A 17,492-nucleotide genomic window follows, 5' to 3' on the forward strand; every position below is an offset into this window, starting at 1 on the left:
CTTCTTTCATCATCTTATTAAATATGCATTACTCGATCTTTAATTTCTTTAGTACGGCCTTCATTCCAGAAATTTTCCCCTAAATAACCGCAAGTTCTACGAATTACCGTCAAAGTATCACGATTCGTATTGTGACAACGAGGACATTCCCATTGTACTTGATCATTAACGATAATCTCACCATCAAAGCCACATTCATGGCAATAGTCTGATTTTGTATTAAATTCCGCATAGGAAATGGTGTCGTAAATATACTGCATCATCGTCAACAAAGCTGGGATATTATTATTCATATTAGGAATTTCTGCATAGGAAATGCATCCCCCAGTGGATAACTGTTGAAACTCCGACTCAAAGGCAAATTTATCAAACACATTGATTTCTTCACGTACATTCACATGATAACTATTGGTGTAGTATCCTTTATCTGTAATATCCGGAATCTCACCAAACCGAGCTCTATCAATAGAGGAGAATCGGTTGGTTAAACTTTCAGCTGGTGTACCATATAAAGCAAAACCGATATTATGAGCTTTTCTCCAAATTTCTGTAGCTTCATGCAATCGTTCCATTACTTTTCTAGCAAAACGATGACCCTCATCCGACGTATTGGAATCTCCTACAATTAGCTTGGTCGCTTCATATAAACCGATATATCCCAAAGAAATCGTCGCATATCCACCTTCTAATAATGGTCGAATCGGAGCCCCTTTAGGAAGGCGTGCAATGGCTCCATATTGCCAGTGAATAGGAGATACATCACTGGTCACATCTTTCAATAGTTCATAGCGGAACAACAATGCTTTTTCAGCTAATTCTAAGCGTTTTTCCAAAATCTCAAAAAAAGCATCTTCCTTACCTTGTGCTAAAATACCAATTTGAGGTAAGTTAAGACTTACCACACCTATATTAAAACGACCATTAAATACATACTCACCTTGCTCATTTTTCCAAGGAGATAAGAAAGAACGACATCCCATAGGAGCAAATACATTACCTTCATAGATTTCTTTCATCTTTTTCGCAGAAATATAGTCAGGATACATGCGTTTCGCCGTACATTGAGCAGCCAGTTCCGTCAAATAATAATATTCACTATTAGGATGTACATTATGTTCATCCAACACATAAATCAACTTAGGGAAGGCTGGTGTAATATATACATCTGCCTCATTTTTGATGCCTTGTATACGTTGTTTTAGAATTTCTTCATCAATTAAAGCAGCTTCTTTTGCTAGTTCACTATTCGGATCGAAGTGCATAAACAATGTTACAAAAGGCGCCTGTCCATTCGTAGTCATTAAGGTGTTAATTTGATATTGAATAGTTTGAATCCCATCTTTTACCTCTTTTTTCGTCCGTTGCCAAGCAATTTCCTCTGCCTTTGCTACATCTGGAGCCATACCATACACTTCGACCTGCTCTTGTAATGTTAACTCTAAATATTTATCATAGGATTTTCTTACATAAGGCGCCAAAATACGATCAATCCCATTAATGCTTTGACCTCCATATTGGCCAGATGCAACCTGTGCAATAATTTGTGTAGTTACCGTACATGCTACCTGAAAGGATTTAGGCGTATCAATGCGTTTTCCATTGATAACTGTGCCATTTGTCAACATATCTTCTAAATTTACTAAACAGCAATTAAACATAGGTTGAATGATATAGTCCATATCATGGAAATGGATGGCACCACTGTCATGAGCTTGCACAATATCCGTAGGAATCAATTTTCTACGAGCAATGTCTTTACTCACTTCTCCAGCAATTAAATCACGTTGGGTAGATACAATAGAAGCATCTTTATTGGAGTTTTCATCAAGAACTGCCACATTTGATTTATTCAATAAACCAAATACATCTTTATCTGTGGTATTCTCTACACGCTTGAACGCTTGTACTGCTTTATAATTTTCATAGGCTCGAGCCGTTGCAGGATTATTATTTTCCAGGAGTTTATAATACACTTGATCTTCAATAGCATAGATTGTAATATTGCGCCCCATTTTTTCTGCATAAGACTCAATTTCATTAGCAATTTGCAAAGCCAATCCAGGCGTATATACACCTGTACTACTATGCATAGCTTTTTCTATAGCAATAATAATTTTTTCTTTATCAAAATCAGCAATAGTACCATCTCTTTTTATCACATGTATCATAATACAGCCTCCTATATACTAATTACACCGCACATAACAAACTATACGGTGTATTAGATTTAGTATGAATCATACAAACAATGCATAAGCAAAAAATTAACATATGCGGTGCACATTTAAATCAAAATATGGACATATAAAAAGAGCAATTTCTGCTCTATCCATTCTGTATCTACACATGTAGAAAATTCGTACTGCTTTTTTAGTGTATAGTCATTTCATAAGCACTGAAACAATTAATCGTTTTTTCAAATGCTTAGTAACCTGTCTAACAATCAAATATATAACTTTGTAGATTACCACTATGTTGTACCCTTTATGGATATCACTAGATTCAGTTTACAACATATTGTAGTTTATTTCAACAAAAACCACTATATCATGTATACCAATTAGATATAGTAAACTTGTAAAAATAGGAGAATCCTCTACTTTTACACATTTATATTCATATTTTCTTACCTGAATTGCCTAGGTAAAAGACTTTTAAATAATGAATAATTGATATGGGAGGTCAGTTGACATCCTTATACAACAAAAGCGACCAAATCCAAAAGGATTTGATCGCTATTCTACTTAGATAACTAGAATTTAATTTTCGTAGCAATCCAGGCAGATAGAATTGCTTTTACAATATCACCAATAATAAATGGATAGAACAAAATTCCTAAGGCTTTTTGTAATCCATCAGCAGTGAATGGTATATTTGCAACAGACATGAAGTACGGCACTGCCGCTACATAAGTAATCACAATACTTACTACTGTAGCTACTACAGCATATCTAAGAAAACTTTTTTCTGTTCCCTTTAAGCAACTAACCGCAGTATAGGCAATAGGCCAAATCAAAATAAACCCACCTGTAGGACCTAGTATTTTTCCCATACCACCAGTAAATCCAGTAAATACAGGTAATCCAACTGCTCCTAATAATACATAGACTAATAAAGTCAAAAATGCCTGCTTTGGTGGCAATATCAAACCAATCAAACATAATGCAATGGTAATTAAGGAAATCATTCCCACACCCATGGGGTTCGGAACCGATAATTGTGCCATTACACAGGCTAATGCCACTAACAAAGCCATTTTTGTCAAATCTCTAGTCTGTAACATTCATTAACTCCTCTTCATAAATCCATTTGCAGTGTGCACGCCCACCATGAGTTCCAACTAGTTCGCACTCACCAATTTGCGTATGCTTCTCTGAATGGATTATAAGCTTTTCTACAGAAATAACATCTCCACCATAAAATGGTGCAGAAAACGTAATATCTAATTGAAGTAACATTGCTTCATCTAACACATGATGTGCCATATGTGATAAAACCATTAATTCAGGTACTACTGGTACCTCTTCCCGATAGATGGAATTATCATCTTGAATAGCCTCAACAAACTCAAGTATAGATTCAGGTGTAAACACGAATTTTGTTCTTGTTCTATCTTTTAATTCACCTGGCCAAACCTTTGGCATTTCCCCCAATGAAACTTCATCATGGTGGCTCCTTTCGGAGTCAAACCGTTCTAACATCGTGGACACTAAAGTGCCTTTTGAATTACAAACAGTCACTATATGTTCTTGCTTTCTTGGGGTATAGTTAATTTGTAACTGTGGTGATCTTGTAGTTCGTTTATATTGTACATTACGTACAATCACGGTATTAGGAATTTCCCTTACACTTGTCAAGCCCTTACATAGTGTATGCATAGTGCCTCCTCCCCATGATATGGGTATACTGGATCTTACAAGCTTACATGATTCTTACATTCTGTTACACCTTTATTATAATTAATCAAGTTCAATATAGTCAACCTATTTTTCAAATTATTTGTTAACATATACTGATTAACTGTTCACATTTATCACATAAATAAATTAAAAGGACTGCAATACAAAGTAAACTACCATGTATTACAGTCCTAATATATTATCTACTATTTTTCAACAGATATCACTCTTTTCAATTAGAAAGAATAACCTACACCTGCATGCAAGCCTTTTACATCTGTTTTGTTTTGATTCATACTGTATTTATCATATTGATAATATACATTTAAATCAACATCTGGACGCAATCCATAAGAAGCGCCTAATTGATAGGTTCCTTTGATATCATTTCCGAAACCGATTTTAGCAAAACCTTCAATTTTATCAGCTAATTGAGTATGTCCAATTACACCTGCTTGGTATCCAAAACCACTTTGTTTAGGTCCCATATCTACGTATGTACCAGCACCGTAGACGTTCACATTAGGATGTACTGCATAAGCACCTGCCAATTGATGATCTTTGATATCTGCGCCTGTACGACGAACTTTATTAAAAGAATATTGTGCAGCTAATGTATCAGATAGCCCTTGTTGTGCTGACACACCAAAACCATCTTTACGTTTTGTATCTTGTGCTGTTTTTTTAGACAAAGAATACTCTGCGGCTACTTTTGTTTCGCCTACATTAATATTAGTTACAGGCACAGCAGCTGCAAATGCAGAGGCACTAAATGCGGCTAATACCGCTGTGGCTACTAAAACTTTTTTCATAATATCCTCCTTATATGAGAATTTTATCGTTTCATGAAAGCTGGTACTTCTGGAGAGTTACCTGTAGCTCCAAATGGGCTTTTACGAGCAAAGCCATTAGTAGAACCTTGGTCACCAAAACCTGTAGCAACAACAGTGATAAACACTTTGTCCCCTACGTTTTCATCAATAACAGAACCGAAGATAATATTTGCTTCTGGGTCCGCTGCTTCAGAAATAATTTCTGCTGCTTCATTGATTTCAAATAAGCTTAACTCTTCACTACCAGTAATATTTAACAAGATTCCTTTTGCACCGTCAATGGAAGTTTCCAATAATGGGCTATTGATTGCTTGTTTAGCAGCATCTACAGCACGGTTTTCACCTTCACCTACACCGATACCCATCAATGCTTCACCTTGGTTTGTCATGATAGTTTTTACGTCAGCAAAGTCAAGGTTGATTAAACCTGGCTTTGTAATTAAGTCAGAAATACCTTTGATACCTTGACGCAATACTTCATCAGCTGTTAAGAAAGCATCTTTTAAGGAAGTTTTACGGTCAATAATACCCAATAAACGGTCATTTGGAATTGTAATAATTGTATCAACTTTACCAGTTAATGCTTCAATACCACGTTCAGCTTGTTCTTTACGTTTTTTACCTTCAAAGCCAAATGGTTTTGTTACAACACCTACTGTCAGTGCACCAGCTTCACGTGCACATTCTGCTACTACTGGAGCTGCACCAGTACCAGTGCCACCACCCATACCAGCAGTTACGAATACCATATCAGCACCTTGCAATGCTTTTAAAATATCTTCACGACTTTCTTCTGCAGCTTCACGGCCTACTTCTGGGTTAGCACCCGCACCAAGACCTTTAGTAGCTTTTTCACCAATTTGAATGCGAATAGGTACATTTGTACCATCTAAGGCTTGTGTTTCAGTATTAGCTACTAAGAAATCAACATTTTCCAAGTCACTACCGATCATGCGAGATACGGCATTTCCACCGCCGCCACCAACACCAATTACTTTAATTTTTGCGAACTCTGACATCGAATGATCCTCCTCTTTACTAGAGATATATTTCATATATTGTTACTATGACATTATATTACTAGTCTATCTTATCATTATAATTTGCTTTTATTTTACAATATATTTTATATTTTTTCAATGAAAGTCAAGAAATGACTTTATTTTTTCTATGTATGTAGTCGTTTTGTTAATAATAATCTACGTATAGCTGCCGTATTTTGAAACAGTCGCAACCCAAATGAAATCAATGCTACATAGTATAAGTCTATACCCACTGCATTGCCTAAGAATACTAAGACCGCAGCTAGTAAGGAATTAGAAAAGAACCCCGTAATAAAAATAGATAATTGAAAAGTTCTTTCAATAGCTGCTCTAGTGCCGCCAAAAACAGAGTCTAATGCTGCTAATAGGGCGACAGAAGTATATTTTGCATACGATACAGGCACATCAAAAGGGCTTATGATTCCGATAGCAACCCCTAAGACTAAGCCCCCTAGAATCCATACATATACCATTATTGTCCTCCCTTCACTTTGATGTAATTTTGTTTCATTGTTCCATCATAAGCAGGGACTATTATATGAGCTTCATCTTGAATTTTTACTTCAATCCCCCAATATTTGAGAGACTCCACCACCCCACCGCGCATGGTCAAAGAGGAGTGCAATGTTTTAGTATCACCAATAGCTTTTATAATAAAAGGAGGAGCAAAAATCTTTCCATTCACGGTAATCGTAGGACCAGAACAACGTATTTCTGATGTTCCTATTAGCCGTTGATCATTAATAGAAATTGCCTCTGCACCAGCTGCTCTTAATTCATTTACAATACGCAACATATCTTCATCATGAATTAAATATAAATTTGGGTTCTCTCCATCTTTAACGGGAGTCTTACTATCCGTTATTGTTAAGACAACTCCGGGGCCTTCTACATCGACTAAGGAAGCCCTAAGAGATAATACTCTATTTTCTTCTTTAATTCCCTCTAAACTTCCTTCTTCTTTCATAGTAGCAATTTGCTTTCTTAGACCTGCTCGTTCTTCTTGAAGTGAATTAATCTTTAAGGCTAATTCTCCACTTCTTTGCAAGTTTACATTGCCTTCTGCAATGGTTTGTGTCATTTTATACTGCGTAACAAGCATAACTCCTACAATCATACTCACTGCAGCTATGGCTATTCGCCCTTGTTTCAACTTTATGCTCCTTTATTGTGTTTTAATAAAAGGGGTTTTAATATTAACATCAATATATTCAGCATTGACATGGCGCTGCGCAATATCTACTAGCATATCTGTCGTTATTTTTGCTTTTTCTTCTAAATTGTTTTGATCACCAATATGAATTGGCAACCCATCAACTGTATAGGCAATAATTTTTCAGCATCCCCTACATTAATTTCACCAATTTGTTTGCGCTTATCCTCAGTGAATGCTTCCATATATGCAATAGCTACTCGAATACCCTCTGCTTCTATAGTATCACCTAATAATGCATTTCCTAAACGAACGCCTGAAATAATAGGAACTGTGGTATCTGGAATATTAGGGCTACTAGCAATAACCATCCCCTGTCTATCCAATGCTACAAATCCAAATTGTGATGGTACTACAACTACGGCTTTACGAGCTTTTATATCAACTTGCAATGTCAACGGTAAGGCATAGGACACATGCGCAGTATCTACCCTCATATCTTTTTGCAATCGTTCTTCTAATGCACCTGTTCGTACGCGCAAAATATTGACTGGATATCCTAAATCACCAATAGCTACCACATCTTCCGAAGTTAATTGTTCTGTTCCATTAACCTGAATTTGCCCAATAGGTAATGGTAATGTAAAAATACCAATTAAAATGAATGCTCCTACTACAATTTTCCAAATTGCTGGTTTGGATCTTCGTGTCGGTTTTTGTTTTCGTCTACGTCGTACACGTTTAGGCCCTTCAGGTGTATCTATAGTGACAACTTCCCAAGGATTATCTTCCTCTTCTATAGGATGGATTGGTCTTTCACTAGTTGGATGTTCCCTATATGGAGGCACTCTTTGTCCCCTCTGTTCTTGAAATCCATTTACATTCATAGCTACTCCTAAAATTTATGCAAACCAGCTGAATGAAGAATTTGTTCGCACAATTCAGGAAATTCAATTCCTATAGCTTTTGCTGCTTTAGGTACTAAAGATGTAGCCGTCATACCCGGTACTGTATTATATTCCAGTACAAACATATCATCTGTGCTGTTCATCATAATGTCCACACGAATGACACCGGCGCATTGCATTTGTTGATATACAGCTTCACCAATGCGTTGCATAGTAAAAGCTTGTTCTTTTGTAATTGGTGCTGGCACTAAATAATCAGTAGCACCAGTTGTGTATTTAGAAGCATAATCATATTCACCAGAATGTGGTCGAATTTCAATCACTGGTAAAGCTTTACCATCTAATACAGATACAGTAAATTCTCTACCATCTACAAATTCTTCTACTACGATGACATGGTCTATGTCTAATACTTGTTTTACTTCTGCATCAACAGTGGCTTCATCCTTAATAATCGCTACACCAATACTAGAACCTTGACTAGCTGCTTTGACCACAAATGGCACTTTAAAGTTAGCGTGAATATCTTCTAGGATTGTATCCACAGATTCTAATTGATTATCATAGGATTTTGAATTTGCTGTGGGAATCTGAGCCCCCAAAAATACATGCTTGCTCATTTTTTTATTCATACCTACAGCATGAGCCATAACACCGGAGCCTGTATAAGGAATACCTGCCATTTCAAGGGCCCCTTGCAAGGCTCCATCTTCACCATATTTGCCATGAATCGCATTAAATACAACATCACAATTTAAATTTTGTAAATCTTGTACTACTGTACTAGGATTGCATTCTAATGTTGTAGCTGCATACCCTTTGCTTTGTAATGCTTCTGCAATAGCCGTAGCCGTCCTTCTAGATACATCAGCTTCTTTTGATGGTCCTCCCATGAGGACAATAATACGTTTATCCTTCACTTTATTTTCCTCCAATAAAGCTAATAATTTAGGTCCAAATTGATTAATATTACCTGCCCCCATAGTGATGACTAAATCATTGGCTTGAACATACTCTAACACAGTTTGTGGCAAGTCATTTACATCTGCCACATAATGAATCTCTTTACCTGTCAATTCTTTAACCATCAATGGGATGGACATACCATCAATCCCCGCCTCAGGTTTTTCACCAGCACTATAAATATCTGTAATGAAAACTAAGTCAGCTTCTTTAAAGGCGGTCCCAAATTCACGCAGCAACAGCTTTGTACGACTATACCGATGCGGTTGGAATAAAATCACAACACGATGATCTTCCAAAGATTTTGCCGCTTTAATTGTGGCTGCAATTTCTGTAGGATGATGTGCATAATCATCTACAACCCAAACATCTTTTACATGCCCTTTTGTCTCAAAGCGACGCTTAGCTCCAATAAATTTACGCAAGGCTTGAGCAGCTACTTCAAAGGAGATTCCTTCTCCCAAAGCTACTACAAGTGCTCCTAGTGCATTCAACGCATTATGTTGACCTGGTACTGCTAATCGTAACGTGCCTAACACGGCATCTTTATGGACTACTTCGAAGGTAGTAATCCCTTGTTCAATACGTAAGTTGTCAATGCGATAATCGTTACCTGCTCCTAAACCATAAGTAATACATTGACGTTTAATATCTGGCATAATCCGTCGAATCGAAGGATTATCACCACATACCACAGCAATACCATCTTCTGGTAACTTCATAGAAAACTCTGTGAAAGCTCGTAATAAGTTTTCTACCGTTCGATAATGGTCCATATGGTCATTTTCAATGTTCGTGATCACAATGCGTTTAGGATTTAAATGCAAGAAAGACCCATCACTTTCATCAGCTTCAGCGATACTATATTTACCTGTACCTACATGGCTACTACCATTTAAATAATCAACTTCTCCACCAATGATGATGGTTGGATCTTGGTTTGCTTCCATAAAAATTTGCCCAATCATAGACGTAGTTGTAGTCTTACCATGCGCACCAGCAACAGCAATGCCATATGTTTCATCTAACACTGCTTTCACCACATCAGAACGGTGTAAAATTGGAATATTTCGTTCTCTAGCCCCTACAATTTCAGGATTATCATCATTGATAGCAGTAGAGCGGATGACCACATCTACTCCTTCTACATGTGCAGCATCATGCCCCATAAAAATAGTAGCCCCTGCTTGTCTAAATTTTTCTGTAATCGCAGATTCTTGAATATCGGAACCAGATACAATAAATCCTTTTTCAATCAATACATGCGCAATGGCACGCATGCCAGAACCGGCGATGCCGATTAAATGTATACGTTGATAGGTATCTAACATAGAGATACTCCCTCCTATGATTTCTTAATAGATAGAGCCAATGTAGCAATTTCTATAGCTGCCTGAGGCTTTCCTAACTGTAATGTAGCTTGGGCCATGCGTTGGCGACATTCTTGATCCTCTAGCATAGCATCTACCGATTGTAATAATCTTGTACCATCTAATTCTTTATCCACTATCATCGTAGAAGCACCTGCCTCTACAAATGCTTTTGCATTGAAAGTTTGATGGTCAGCAGCTGCATAAGGATAAGGAATTAAAATAGATGGTATACCACGTACAGCCAATTCTGCCAAGCCAATTGCTCCTGACCGGAAAATAGCCATATCTGATGCAGCCATGGCCATATCCATATTGTCTAAGTAAGGGACAATATGTGATGTTGGACTGTAAACTTCTCCCCCTTGTATACCTAAGCTTTCACAAACACGACTGTATTCATCAGTTCCTGTAGCATGAATAATTTTAATATCCTCTCTACCTTTATAATGTTCATGGACAGCTAGCATAGCCTTATTAATACTCCGTGCACCACGGGATCCACCAGCTACTAAAATAGCTGTTTGTGTTTCTTGTAAGCCAAAATACGCCCTAGCTTCTTCTCGATTCGCAGTCACCACATTGGGGCGCACAGGGTTCCCTGTATACACTACTCGCTTTGCATTCGGAAAATGCGGAGTCGCTTCTTCATATCCTACCGCTACCACATCTACAAAGCGACTTAAAATTTTATTCGTTATACCTGGCACTACATTTTGTTCTTGAATTAATGTAGGAATTCCACGCAAAGCAGCTGCTAATAATAGAGGACCACATACATAGCCACCAGTACCAATCACAATATCTGGTTGAAACTTAGAAATTAATCGATTCGCTTTCCATAAAGACGATATCGTTTTTCCTGCAGTAACCAATGTATCTAAAGATAATGTACGCTGTAAACCTTGCACCGGCAATGTGGTAAATGGAATTCCTTCTTTAGGAACAATGCGGGACTCAAGGCCTCTTTCAGTTCCTACATAGAGAAAGTTAGCATCTACCATTGTTTCTAATGTTTTATAAATCGTGAGGGCTGGATAAATGTGTCCTCCAGTACCGCCACCTGAAATCATGATATTCATGTATATCCCCTTACAATCGTTCTACCAATCTTCGGAAGTGATCTCCTCTATCTTCAAATCGTGCATACCAATCAAAACTTGCACAAGCTGGAGATAATAATACTACATCCCCATCTTCCGCTATACGAGCACTTAAGGATACTGTCTCTTCCATGGATTCACAACGATGAATGTGTGGCACTCCCACTTTGACAGCAGCTTCTGCAAAACGTTGTGCGGCTTCACCAATAAGAATTAACTCTTTTACATTGGTTTTCACTAACTCCATCATTTCTTTCAGATCTGTCATTTTATCTTTACCACCTGCAATCAACACAAGAGGTGAGGTAAAGGATTCTAAGGCTTTAATAGTGGAATCCGTATTAGTTGCTTTAGAATCGTTATAATAGGTAACTCCATGCAAGGTACGAATGCGTTCCAAACGATGGGCTACACCATGAAATTTTGCAATAGCCTGATGGATATCTTCTACAGCTACACCCAATGCATATGTTAAGGCAATAACACTCAGAATATTTTCAATATTGTGAGATCCTGGGATATGAATATCTTTTGTAGTGATAATTGGGACTGCTTTCCCTTGCATCACTGCATAACATGTATTATTGTCAAAATAAGCTCCATCTGTGACAGGTCTCTCTTGACTAATTCCTAACACATGTCCTTTTACTCGTTTTGCCATATCTGCCACAATCGGAGAATCAAAGTTTAATACTGTCCAGTCCCCTAATTCTTGGTTACGGAAAATATTTTCTTTTGCCTCTTGGTATCGTTCCATGGTTTTATGGCGCAACAAATGGTCTGGTGTCACATTTAGCAAGATAGCCCCTTTAGTGCGAAACTTATCTATACTCTCTAATTGGTAAGATGAAAGTTCTGCTACTAATACACCTGTTTCAGGTACTGCCAAGGCTTGTTCACTCAGAGAGTAACCAATATTACCGCCTACATACACATCCCATTTTGCTTCTTTCAATACTTCTGCCAACAAAGAAGTCGTTGTCGTTTTACCATTCGTACCTGTGACGCCTAAAATTGGAGCTTTTGATACTTCATAAGCAATTTCTACTTCCCCTACTACGGGAATATTTCTTTTTTTCGCCTCTTGAATAATAGGTATCTCTAAAGAAATACCAGGTGATACAACCACTCTTGTAGCTGTATCAAGCAACACAAAATCTTGTTGCCCTGTAATCACTTCTATATGACTCTCTGCCAAACGTTGACTTTCAGTCTGATCAAAATCAATTTTTTTATAATCATTAAGCGTTACAGTAGCGCCTAATTTAGCCAATGTATGGGCTACACCAATACCACTAAGTCCCGCACCTAATACCAATACATGAGAACCTGAATAATCCATTCTAACCACCTAACCCTATATGCAAGAATAACGGCCCTTACTAGTAGAGCCGTAATCTATATTATTTCATGCTTAACAGTACTATACCTAAGAAAGCCATTACTAAAGAGACAGCCCAGAATACATATACTACTTTTCGCTCACTCCAACCACCTAATTCAAAGTGATGGTGAATCGGACTCATACGGAAAATACGAACCCCTCTAGTTTTAAAAGATGCTACCTGTAAAATAACAGATAATGCTTCTACTACAAATACAAAGCCTATCACAATTAATAGAAGTTCTGTTTTTGTAGCAATAGCCATCCCTGCAAAAGCACCACCTAATGCTAAGGAGCCTGTATCACCCATAAACACTTTAGCTGGATTCGCATTGAAATATAAGAATCCTAAGCAAACTGCACTTACGACAATACCAAAGAAGGTAACACTTAAAGAACCTACTAATAATCCTACCACTGCAAAGGCAGCCCCTGCAATAGCAGAAATACCAGTTGCTAATCCATCTAAGCCATCTGTTAAATTAACAGCATTAGTAGTTCCCAATATAATAATAAAAGCTAGCGCATAATAGGCATACCCAAGATCTACAGTGATATCCACTAAAGGAATCCACAAAGTAGTTGGCAAGGCTGCATAGGCGATTGAGATATAACAAAATACGACAGCCAACACTGACTTGACCTAGTAAGTTTTTGTTTTGCCGTTAATCCTAAGTTACGACGTTTGACAGCTTTGATAAAATCATCACTAAATCCTAATGCACCATGGCCTAAGGTTAAAAATAATAGCATCCACAATGTTACAGAATAGGGTGGTACTATGCAAACTGTAATGACTAAAGCTAGCATCATAAATAATCCGCCCATTGTTGGTGTCCCAGCTTTAGCTAAATGTGCCTGAGGTCCATCTTCACGAATCGACTGTTGTGCTTTCAATCGCTGCAATAGAGGAATCCCTATTTTACCGAATACTAATGTACTTACTAGGGCTAAGCCAAAGGCTAATGCATAGTCCATATTCATGTCACATGTCTCCTTACTTATTCATGTCGTTCTTTAAAATCTTCTATAATACGTTCCATTTTAAGACCACGAGATCCTTTCACTAGAATCACATCGCCATCTCGTTTTACATCATAATAGGCATTGGCAATATCAAGATGACTTTTCCCTACATACACATAAGGAACACCCACTTGTTTAGCTATAGAAGCAGTGGTTTTCATCATATCACCAAAAGTAAATACCATATCATAGTGCTCTTCTCCAAGAAGTTTACCAATCTCTTCATGAGCTAGTTTAGAATGGTCTCCCAATTCTAACATATCTCCTAGCATAGCTATTTTACGAGCTCCTTGTAATTGACTCATGGCACGAATGGATTCTGCCATACTATTTGGGTTTGCATTATACGCATCATTCAGAACTGTGAAGGTTGGAAATGCTACAATTTCTTGACGCATTGGAATTCCTGGAAATTCTTTAAAAGCTTCCACAATTTCAGCTTTTGGTACACCTAAAATCGTGCCAACTGCAATAGCGGATAATGCATCATATACATTGTGAATACCAATCATTGGCAAAAATACTTTCCATTCACCGGAAGTATCACGAACAGTAAAATTAATGCCTTTTGATGTATATTCTAATTGAGTCCCTTGTACGTGAGAACCCTCTTGCATACCATAGGTCATAACCTTTGCATCCGTTACCTGTTCCATAGGCAATACAAAAGAATCATCATGATTCAATACAGCCGCCCCAGTACTCGGTAATGCTTCTATCAATTCTTGCTTAGCTTTTCCAATATTTTCTTGAGAACCTAATAGTTCAATATGGCTAGTACCTACATTAGTAATAACTCCTATTGTAGGTTCTGCAATCTCCGCTAATTCAGCAATTTGACCAAGCCCACGCATCCCCATTTCAAGAACGCATACATCATGATCTTCCGTCAATTGCAATAACATCTTTGGAACACCAATTTCATTATTATAATTTTTCTCTGTTTTTAATACTGTAAAAGCTTTTTCCAATACAGCACTAATCATTTCTTTTGTTGTTGTTTTCCCAGAGGAACCAGTGATTCCAATAATAGGGATAGGAAAGCGTCTACGATGATAGGTTGCTAACTGCTGATACGCCTGTAGTGTATCTTCTACTTCAATACAGACTAAGCCCTCTATCGTTTTTCCTCGTTTTACTACAGCACCTGTAGCACCACGTTCTTTGGCAACTGTTAAGAAGTCATGACCATCAAATGTCATTCCTTCCAAAGCAACAAATAATCCATTTTTTCCAATTGTACGGGTATCAGTTGATACATCAGCAAAGGAACAAGTACTTGTTCCTGCATAGAACCCTTGTGTTGCCTCTAGAACTTCCTGCACTGTAAATTGTGCCATATTATTTCTCCTTCAAGGCTTCTCTTGCCACTTCACGATCATCAAAATGAATCGTTTCATCTTTTAAAATTTGATAATCTTCGTGACCTTTACCAGCAATAATAACTACATCTCCAGTAGTCGCCTCTCCGATTGCTTTATGAATAGCTTCACGGCGGTCTACAATCACTTCATAAGTCACAGCATCATGTAATCCTTCTTTCACCCCTACTTCTACATCTTCTACAATTTGTATAGGATCTTCTGTACGTGGGTTATCGGAAGTCACAAACACTCGATCTCCAAACTGTGCTGCAATACGCCCCATGATTGGACGTTTCGTAGCATCTCGATCACCACCGCAACCAAAAACAACTAAAATACGGTTATCAACAATTTTCTTCGCTGTTTGTAAAATGTTTTCTAGTCCATCTGGTGTATGTGCATAATCAACAACCACTGCAAAATCTTGTCCTTCTTCAATGAGCTCAAAACGTCCTGGCACGGCTGTAAAAGTAGTTAAAGCACTTACAATCTCCTCCATCGTCAATCCTTCATATAAAGCCGCTCCTACGGCAGCCAAGGTATTATACACATTGAACATACCAGCAATTTTTGTGGAAATTGAATAGTTTTTTCCATCATAGGACAAGTTGAACTTAGAAGATTTAGCAGTAATAGCTAACTCAGAGGCATTCATAGTACCTTTACCTTCTGTACTATACGTAATCATAGGTGCTGTAGTCACATCTACAATAGCTTGACCATAATCATCATCTACATTTATAACAGCACCTTTACCTTCTTTCATCTGATAGGATGCACTTACTTGTTTAAATAGCTTAGATTTTGCTGCTAAATAATTATCGAATGTCTTATGAAAATCCAAATGATCTTGAGTTAAATTAGTAAATACAGCTGTATCGTACTCTACCCCCGCCGTACGACCTAATGCTAGCGCATGAGAAGATACTTCCATAATACAATGTGTCACACCAGCATCCACCATTTGCTGTAAAATTTGCTGTAAATCCGCTACATCTGGAGTTGTATTATGAATTGGATAGGATTGATCATCAATCAAAATATGAACTGTACCAATAATCCCCACTGTATAACCTTGGGATCGTAGCATATGTCCAATAATATGTGTAGTTGTAGTTTTACCATTCGTTCCGGTTACACCAATCATTCGCATTTTAGAAGCTGGATAATCATAGAAGAATGGAACAGCATCTTGCAAAGCTTGACGCGTATCGTCTACGTATAGAACGGTTACATTATCTGGTACTATGACTGGTTTTGATGCAATAATCGCCACAGCCCCATCCTCTATAGCCTTATTCACAAAGCTATGACCATCGACAGTAGCACCTACTAAACATATAAATAAACTTCCTTCTTGCACTGTTCTGGAATCCGCAGTAATATGACTTACTACAGATGTTACAGGTCCTTCTACCTTCTTAGGAGATACAATTTTTACTATTTCTTCCACGCGCTTCATCTGCATTCCTCCAATCAAAGTGAAAGCAGCCCAAAAGGACTGCCTTCATTATTCTCTAATATCCTTTTTCATCGTAACATTACGTTCTTCCACTGTATTCTTGCTAGTGTAAACGAAATTATCTGGTAATACCATGCCAAGTTTTTGTTGTGCAATCTTTTGAATGCGTGTAGGAGATTTTAACTCTGCTAATACTAGATTATACTCATAATTAGTGCGATTTTCTAAAACTATTTGATCTTGTAGATTGACAGTTTCTTTTCTTGTATTTTCTGTGACACCAGTTAATAGCAAACAAATCATACCGAATACAATTCCCATAAGAACTGTAGCCAAACAGTGTCGCATATCTGGCGTAAGATCCATAATAAAGTCAGGGGCATTGGATTTCTTTCTTCTGACTGGTTCAACATAGGGCGCTGATTGTTCCCAATACGCGGCCTTTCGCACTAACATAAATATTCCTCCTAACTATAATTTTACGGCTACCCTTAACTTGGCACTACGGGACCGTGGATTTACTCCTACTTCTTCTTTGCTTGGCTCTACAGCCTTATTCTTAGCTTTCACTGTTGGCACATGATGACATACACAGACTGGTAAATTAGGTGGACATGTGCAACCTTGAGATAATTCTTTAAAAGTTTGTTTGGTGATTCTATCCTCTAGAGAGTGGAATGTAATCACAGCTATTCTTCCATCAGGCTTCAGCATGGATGTAGCATCTACAAAAGCATCATGCAAAATTTGAAGTTCCTGATTCACTTCGATACGAAGTGCTTGAAAGGTTCGTTTTGCTGGATGCGGACCATCTTGTCTAGCCTTTGCAGGTATGGCACGTTTGATGATATCCACCAGCTGAAATGTAGTCACTATAGGCGATTCTTCTCTAGCTTCCACAATAAATTGAACAATTCGTTTCGCCCAACGCTCTTCCCCATAGTCCCAGATAATGCGATACAAGTCATCACTCGAATAGGTATT

15 protein-coding genes and 2 pseudogenes are annotated in these 17,492 nt (G+C 37.7%); all 17 read right to left on the bottom strand.

What is annotated here, in order from left to right; all coding sequences use genetic code 11:
- Nucleotides 1-17: 17 nt before the first annotated feature.
- Entirely contained in the window at nt 18-2,168 is a 2,151-nt protein-coding gene (gene nrdD, locus HMPREF9200_RS07855; protein ID WP_009354206.1) for an anaerobic ribonucleoside-triphosphate reductase, read from the bottom strand.
- Between the two features lie 584 nt (nt 2,169-2,752).
- Nucleotides 2,753-3,283, bottom strand: a complete 531-nt coding sequence (locus tag HMPREF9200_RS07860) for a biotin transporter BioY (RefSeq protein WP_009354182.1) — start codon at nt 3,281-3,283, stop codon at nt 2,753-2,755.
- Nucleotides 3,270-3,878, bottom strand: coding sequence for a hypothetical protein (locus tag HMPREF9200_RS07865; RefSeq protein ID WP_009354180.1), 609 nt, complete (start codon nt 3,876-3,878; stop codon nt 3,270-3,272). The genes HMPREF9200_RS07860 and HMPREF9200_RS07865 overlap by 14 nt, the downstream gene beginning before the upstream one ends.
- A 257-nt stretch (nt 3,879-4,135) precedes the next feature.
- A complete protein-coding gene (locus tag HMPREF9200_RS07870) occupies nt 4,136-4,711 on the bottom strand; it encodes an outer membrane beta-barrel protein (protein ID WP_009354179.1) in 576 nt (191 codons plus the stop codon).
- Nucleotides 4,712-4,734: 23 nt separating this feature from the next.
- Nucleotides 4,735-5,787: a cell division protein FtsZ gene (gene ftsZ, locus HMPREF9200_RS07875; protein WP_009354184.1), complete on the bottom strand. Its 1,053-nt coding sequence runs from the start codon at nt 5,785-5,787 to the stop codon at nt 4,735-4,737.
- Between the two features lie 113 nt (nt 5,788-5,900).
- Nucleotides 5,901-6,248, bottom strand: a complete 348-nt coding sequence (locus tag HMPREF9200_RS07880; protein WP_009354202.1) for a small basic family protein — start codon at nt 6,246-6,248, stop codon at nt 5,901-5,903.
- On the bottom strand, nt 6,248-6,928 hold the full coding sequence (locus HMPREF9200_RS07885) for a DUF881 domain-containing protein (protein WP_009354188.1): 681 nt from the start codon (nt 6,926-6,928) through the stop codon (nt 6,248-6,250). The genes HMPREF9200_RS07880 and HMPREF9200_RS07885 overlap by 1 nt, the downstream gene beginning before the upstream one ends.
- 122 nt (nt 6,929-7,050) lie before the next feature.
- Entirely contained in the window at nt 7,051-7,815 is a 765-nt protein-coding gene (locus tag HMPREF9200_RS07890; RefSeq protein WP_009354200.1) for a cell division protein FtsQ/DivIB, read from the bottom strand.
- Nucleotides 7,816-7,823: 8 nt separating this feature from the next.
- Nucleotides 7,824-8,756, bottom strand: a complete 933-nt coding sequence (locus HMPREF9200_RS08480) for a D-alanine--D-alanine ligase (RefSeq protein WP_083818436.1) — start codon at nt 8,754-8,756, stop codon at nt 7,824-7,826.
- Nucleotides 8,757-8,762: 6 nt separating this feature from the next.
- A pseudogene (gene murC, locus HMPREF9200_RS08485) lies at nt 8,763-10,130 on the bottom strand (UDP-N-acetylmuramate--L-alanine ligase); the annotation flags it as partial.
- A 14-nt stretch (nt 10,131-10,144) separates the two neighbouring features.
- On the bottom strand, nt 10,145-11,251 hold the full coding sequence (gene murG, locus HMPREF9200_RS07900; protein WP_009354205.1) for an undecaprenyldiphospho-muramoylpentapeptide beta-N-acetylglucosaminyltransferase: 1,107 nt from the start codon (nt 11,249-11,251) through the stop codon (nt 10,145-10,147).
- Between the two features lie 10 nt (nt 11,252-11,261).
- Nucleotides 11,262-12,614, bottom strand: coding sequence for a UDP-N-acetylmuramoyl-L-alanine--D-glutamate ligase (murD, locus tag HMPREF9200_RS07905; protein WP_009354195.1), 1,353 nt, complete (start codon nt 12,612-12,614; stop codon nt 11,262-11,264).
- Between the two features lie 61 nt (nt 12,615-12,675).
- Nucleotides 12,676-13,634: pseudogene (mraY, locus tag HMPREF9200_RS07910) on the bottom strand (phospho-N-acetylmuramoyl-pentapeptide-transferase).
- A gap of 23 nt (nt 13,635-13,657) precedes the next feature.
- Nucleotides 13,658-15,022 carry a UDP-N-acetylmuramoyl-tripeptide--D-alanyl-D-alanine ligase gene (gene murF / locus HMPREF9200_RS07915; protein ID WP_009354194.1) on the bottom strand — a complete coding sequence of 455 codons (1,365 nt, stop codon included), beginning with the start codon at nt 15,020-15,022 and terminating at the stop codon, nt 13,658-13,660.
- Between the two features lies 1 nt (nt 15,023).
- On the bottom strand, nt 15,024-16,508 hold the full coding sequence (locus HMPREF9200_RS07920; protein ID WP_009354178.1) for a UDP-N-acetylmuramoyl-L-alanyl-D-glutamate--2,6-diaminopimelate ligase: 1,485 nt from the start codon (nt 16,506-16,508) through the stop codon (nt 15,024-15,026).
- Between the two features lie 48 nt (nt 16,509-16,556).
- A complete protein-coding gene (locus tag HMPREF9200_RS08205; protein WP_009354187.1) occupies nt 16,557-16,964 on the bottom strand; it encodes a cell division protein FtsL in 408 nt (135 codons plus the stop codon).
- A 15-nt stretch (nt 16,965-16,979) separates the two neighbouring features.
- A partial coding sequence (rsmH, locus tag HMPREF9200_RS07930) for a 16S rRNA (cytosine(1402)-N(4))-methyltransferase RsmH (RefSeq protein WP_038145243.1) occupies nt 16,980-17,492 on the bottom strand: 513 nt, incomplete at its 5' end.

Origin of the sequence: Veillonella sp. oral taxon 780 str. F0422 (assembly GCF_000221605.1) — a bacterium.
Taxonomy (GTDB): domain Bacteria; phylum Bacillota; class Negativicutes; order Veillonellales; family Veillonellaceae; genus F0422.